5 protein-coding genes are annotated in these 4,758 nt (G+C 58.2%); 3 read left to right on the forward strand and 2 right to left on the reverse strand.

Going from position 1 to position 4,758, the window contains the following annotated elements; genetic code table 11:
• Window positions 1-87: 87 nt before the first annotated feature.
• From AC19YY_RS30885 to AC19YY_RS30895, 3 genes are all read left to right on the forward strand, one after another.
• Window positions 88-339 (forward strand): hypothetical protein, encoded by a 252-nt coding sequence (locus AC19YY_RS30885; RefSeq protein ID WP_198845315.1) that lies wholly within the window; start codon window positions 88-90, stop codon window positions 337-339.
• A gap of 485 nt (window positions 340-824) precedes the next feature.
• Window positions 825-1,457, forward strand: coding sequence for a helix-turn-helix domain-containing protein (locus tag AC19YY_RS30890; RefSeq protein ID WP_198845316.1), 633 nt, complete (start codon window positions 825-827; stop codon window positions 1,455-1,457).
• A gap of 138 nt (window positions 1,458-1,595) precedes the next feature.
• Window positions 1,596-2,012, forward strand: coding sequence for a response regulator (locus AC19YY_RS30895; protein WP_008054836.1), 417 nt, complete (start codon window positions 1,596-1,598; stop codon window positions 2,010-2,012).
• 13 nt (window positions 2,013-2,025) lie between these two features.
• Here AC19YY_RS30895 and AC19YY_RS30900 read toward each other — a convergent pair whose 3' ends face one another.
• Both AC19YY_RS30900 and mobQ read right to left on the reverse strand, forming a co-directional pair.
• On the reverse strand, window positions 2,026-2,280 hold the full coding sequence (locus AC19YY_RS30900; protein ID WP_198833909.1) for a DUF1652 domain-containing protein: 255 nt from the start codon (window positions 2,278-2,280) through the stop codon (window positions 2,026-2,028).
• Window positions 2,281-2,991: 711 nt separating this feature from the next.
• Entirely contained in the window at window positions 2,992-4,575 is a 1,584-nt protein-coding gene (mobQ, locus tag AC19YY_RS30905) for a MobQ family relaxase (protein WP_490625515.1), read from the reverse strand.
• Between the last annotated feature and the right edge of the window lie 183 nt (window positions 4,576-4,758).

Here is a 4,758-nt window from a genome sequence, read left to right on the forward strand (position 1 = left end):
TACGAGTCGTAAGTGCGCACTTGCTGCTTTCGCTTCGCTCTTTTGCTGCGTGTTATCGTAGCATACCGAACCAATGGAGACCGACAAATGGCCCAGACGATAGAGCAGAAGATTGCAGAGGCAGAAGCCAAACTAGCCCGACTTCGCCAGCAAAGCAGAGCACTGGAGAACGGACAAAAGATCATCCTCGGCGGGATGCTGCTCGCGGAGGCCCGCAAGGAACCGAGAATCCGGCAGTGGTTGATCGACAAGGCTGGGGAGTTGGTTACTCGCGACGTGGACAGAAAGCGCCTAGAACCCCTGCTAGCCGAATTGGCCGCCCTACCCCCTTCGACCTGATTACCCGCGAGCGAAGCGCGCAGGCCGAAGGCTGCGGCGTGAAGGAGCGAAGCAGCCGCACGCAAGTCTTGAGCCATGCGCTGCTGCTGGACGGCGCACAGCGACTGGAAGGCCGCTGGATCTCGACCTAGATCGCGGTGCCTGATCCACCGCCCTAACGCGCTTCGCTTGTTCGGCGTCCCCCAGCACATCGCCCGCTTCGCGGTCACTGCACTGGTGGCCACCTTGATCTAGCTAAAGCACCCGATTCTTTGAATCCCAGGGGCAAGATCAAGGGCACTGCAAAGGCCAGATCAAGAGCGCGTAGTAACAGAGTGAGAAGGGGAATGGCTGGAGGCCACGGAATACGGGGGGGGTTACCCGCACTTATGCAGGGGGCCACCCGCACTTATGCAGGGATGTACCCGCAAAAAATGACTTGATTTTGCGGGTACTGGCGCAATACGATGACGGCCCTACCCTCAGTTTAAGTGGTTTTTTTGAAGATGGAATCAGCAAAAAAAAGCCCTTCGTTGCGAGAACTCAACCGCCAGTACTCGCCCGACTACAACCCACTCATTGACCCGTCCACCGTAGAAACCAAGAAACGCTACGTGCGTGCGGGCCGTGGCAAGGATCTGGTAGACCCACTGACTGGGGAGGTGACCGCTGTCAGCACAATCCACACGGTGGAGGAGCGCGACGACGCCGAGTTTGTGAAGGTGTTCGCCGAGGGGGTGAGGGCGATGTACGACCTGTCCAAGACCGGTATGCGCGTGTTTCAGGCGATTCTGAGCGAGTACCAGAGCACCCGCATGACTGGGGGCTTCGCCGATTCGATCTACCTGCACTGGTTCGACAGCAACCTCAATGGCCGGGACCTCGGGATGAGCGAAGCCACGTTCCACCGCGGCTTCAAAGAGCTGCTGCTCAACCGCTTCCTTTGCCCGCGCGGCCCCAGCATGTACTGGGTCAATCCCGCCCTATTCTTCAAGGGAGACCGCGTGGCATTCATCAAGGAATACCGCCGCAAGTCCTCTCACGCGCCGGTGACCCGCGACCCAAACACTCGCGACTGGGTGAACGGTGCGGCAGATTCGGAGGGGAGGCCGCAGAATTCGGAAAAAATCGTACGCTAAGGGGGAGGTATGCATAGGAAAAATTAGGACATTGGCGTCGCAACCGTCCTTCAGCTGGCGGATAATCCTGAAACTTTGATTACACTGGAGCGGGTTTGGGTCGAGTCGACGTCTTTGGCTTCTTAAGAAGGTGAAAAAGTGTACGTTAACTGGGAAGGCCTGTTACCGATTCGGGGCGGAATCATCATTGTCGAAGACGATCCGACGCTCCGTGAACTGATGGTGAATATCGTCGAGGAGGTAGGGGCTAAGGCATTAGCATTTGAAACTGCTGATGATGCGTTGACCTATCTTTTGCAGGCGCATGACGAATGCAGGCTAGTGATTGCCGATCACGGTGTCCCTGGACAAATTCAAGGTACAGAATTCATTGAAATGGTGAGAGGAAAATGGCCTACCATTGCGTCGATTCTGACCTCAGGGTATCTGATAGATCCTGCATCAGTCCCGCCTTCTACCATCTACTTACACAAGCCCTGGTCTCTGGATGATCTGATCGGTGCGATGGCTTCCCTGCTCCAGCCGGGTTTCCCTATCCAGAAAGCGCAAAAATAGAGCCATTTTTGATCTATCTCGTTAACACCAACGAGCCTGTAGCTTGGTTCGCTGCCATTTCAGAGCGAAGCTCGCCAATCAAATTTGCAATGGCTCGGCTCGACGTCAATTCGCTGGTCGTGACCGCAGTGACCAAGAGATCGACCCGCCCAGAAGCGGAATCGAACACCTTGATCATCAATGATCCATCCGGATTGACTGAGCAGGTGCAAGCGAAAGGCTGGAATCCACATTCAATAATGTGGCGAAGCTCAAGTGTGGATAGCATGACTTGTCTCCATAGCGTCAGGTGAATGTGATCTAGCGTATTCATTTTAGCGACTGATCTTCAATGCGGGAGGCTGAATCACATTTCGTTGTATCTCTCCCCATGCAATTACTCACCGCGAACGTCCAGTTGAGGTACACATCAACTGGACGTCATGCCGTCAGCTCGAACCGCGTCAGACTGGTGTCATTTGCGGCATTCCTGACGTTCCCCTGCAAACCTCTATGACCTCAACCTGACGCGCCACGGGTTGCTTGGTTGTCAACGGGTTTCTCAAAACTTGAAAAAGTGGCGAACTGCCGCTATTAGTAAAAGCTCACTCAACACAAGGACGCGAAAACGATGATCCAGAGATTCGTTGTTGTTCCTGCCATCCCCACCAAAACAGGATCGGTTTGCAATGGAACTCGCTTTCACTCCACAACAGTTCCGACAGGTTTTGATATCTATGACAATCAAGACAAGCAGCGATTGCAGTTCACCTACCCGACACGGATAGAAGCAGATGTTGAATGCGAAAGACGGAACGTAGAGTGCTTTCAATCCACCGTGACAACACCTTTCCGCATCAGCTCACCATGATCTGTACGAAATGCAATTTGCTGGTCAGTGCCCATTCCAATAGGTAGGGCAAGTCGATGCAATTGTCCCCTTAGCGTACGATTTTCTCCGTTTTCTCTATTCGCCCCTCGGAGAAGTGACGCTGCCGCTCTAGCGCTCCACCCCTCGATCCTGCCGCCGAACCTGCCGCGCCTGCTCTAGCGCCTTTGGGTTGTCCCGGAAGTGCTGGAGCATGACCGCCCGAATTCCCGCCAAATGCTCGGCCTGCTGGGGCTTGCCCATGGCGTTGAACCGCTCGATATTCGCCCGTTGCACGTCCGGCAGCGCCTGCCACTGCTTGCCGCTATCGCCGTAGCCATGCGCCTTGCAGGCGCGCTTGATCGCCGTGCTTTTGAACTCCGAGACGAAACGGTCTGCCGCCCTTTCTAGCCGCAGCTCGGCCTGCTCCTGGTGCAACTTCTCGGCCCGTAGTTTCTCCAACTGCGCCACCTGCTCCAGGGCGGGGACCTGCTCCCGTTCGACCCGCGCCCAAGTGCTCGCCTGCACCTGCTTGGCGTGCTCGTCGGCCCGCACCATCTCCGGCCCCGCGCTGTGCCATTGCGCCCGGTTCTTGGCCTCTGTCGCCGCCAGCTTCTCCAGCGGCTCCCATTTCCAGCCCATGTCCCTCAGCTTCGCCCGCAGCGGGTGGGCCTCTCGCCATTCGCCTGCCCGCTCCTTCGCCAGTTCCTCCACCCGCTTTGCCTCGGCAAAGCGTTCGCGCAGCACGGCGGCGTCTCGATTAGCCCGCTGCACCTCCGGGTCACGATCTACCGCGTCACGCACGCTAGGAGGCCGTATACGGCTGATTTCACCCGAAAGCTGACCTGAGGTCATGCCGCCCCACAAAAGCGCTTGCGCACGCTCCTGCGCAGCCTCCTTGCTCATCTTTTCCCTTCGCTCACGCTCAGCAGCCAAATCGACCACCTGAGCGCTCAGAGAGGCTCTCGCGGCGTTGTTGGCCTGCGCCTGCCGGTTTCCGTCGCCTCGATCGCTGATCCGTCCGCGCCGTTCCATCTCGGAGGCCACCGGCCCGAGGTGGGTGGTGGCTTCACGGTCAAGGCCTTGATCCTTGAGGCTTCTGGCGTCGATCCGTTCGCCGCTGCCCGCTCGCTCCAGGGCGCGATTGGCGGTCTGCTCCCACAACTGCCGAATGGCCTTCACCTCGTCGGCGGCTGGGCCTAACCCCAGCTCCCGGCGTTTCTTGTCGGCCAGCTCGATGCTGGCCTTGTCGCCCATGACCAGCTCACCCGCTGCGCCTCGGCTCACGCGCCGGGTGGTGGTGAGGATGTGCGCGTGGTGATTGCGGTTGTCTCCCTCGCGGTCGGGTTCGTGGATCGCCACGTCTACGGCCACGCCGTACCGGCTCGCCAGTTGGGCACCAAAGGAAACGGCCAACTCCCGGCGCTGGCCAGCATCCAGCTCGGCAGGCAAGGCCACGATCCATTCGCGGGCCGTCCGCGAATCCTTCCGGTTCTCGGCAGATTCAGCGGCGTTCCACAGCGTCGAGCGGTCGGCGCTGCCGCCGTCCGGCGCGATGATTTCGGCGGATACAACGCCACCTTTTTTGGTGTAGTCGTGAACAAGGCCGGTGCGCTCATCAACCAACTCGGAACCAGAGCGATAGGCAGCAGCGGCGACGGCTGACCGTCCCGCACTGCGCGCTATCGGCTTCGTGGTTGCGTGGTAGATGGCGATGGCCTTTTCTCCTGATTCTGGTTTTTGATTTTGCCCCGCAGGGCGCGCTGACTCGGTACGAGTCGTAAGTGCGCACTTGCTGCTTTCGCTTCGCTCTTTTGCTGCGTGTTATCGTAGCATACCGAACCAATGGAGACCGACAAATGGCCCAGACGATAGAGCAGAAGATTGCAGAGGCAGAAG

Source organism: Pseudomonas sp. MF09156 (genome assembly GCF_059862305.1).

What these genes read in the sequence shown, in the direction of transcription:
- AC19YY_RS30885 (WP_198845315.1), top strand. Translation starts at nt 88, where the DNA reads ATGGCCCAGACGATAGAGCAGAAGATTGCAGAGGCAGAAGCCAAACTA.
- AC19YY_RS30900 (WP_198833909.1), bottom strand. Translation starts at nt 2,280, where the DNA reads ATGCTATCCACACTTGAGCTTCGCCACATTATTGAATGTGGATTCCAG.
- AC19YY_RS30890 (WP_198845316.1), top strand. Translation starts at nt 825, where the DNA reads ATGGAATCAGCAAAAAAAAGCCCTTCGTTGCGAGAACTCAACCGCCAG.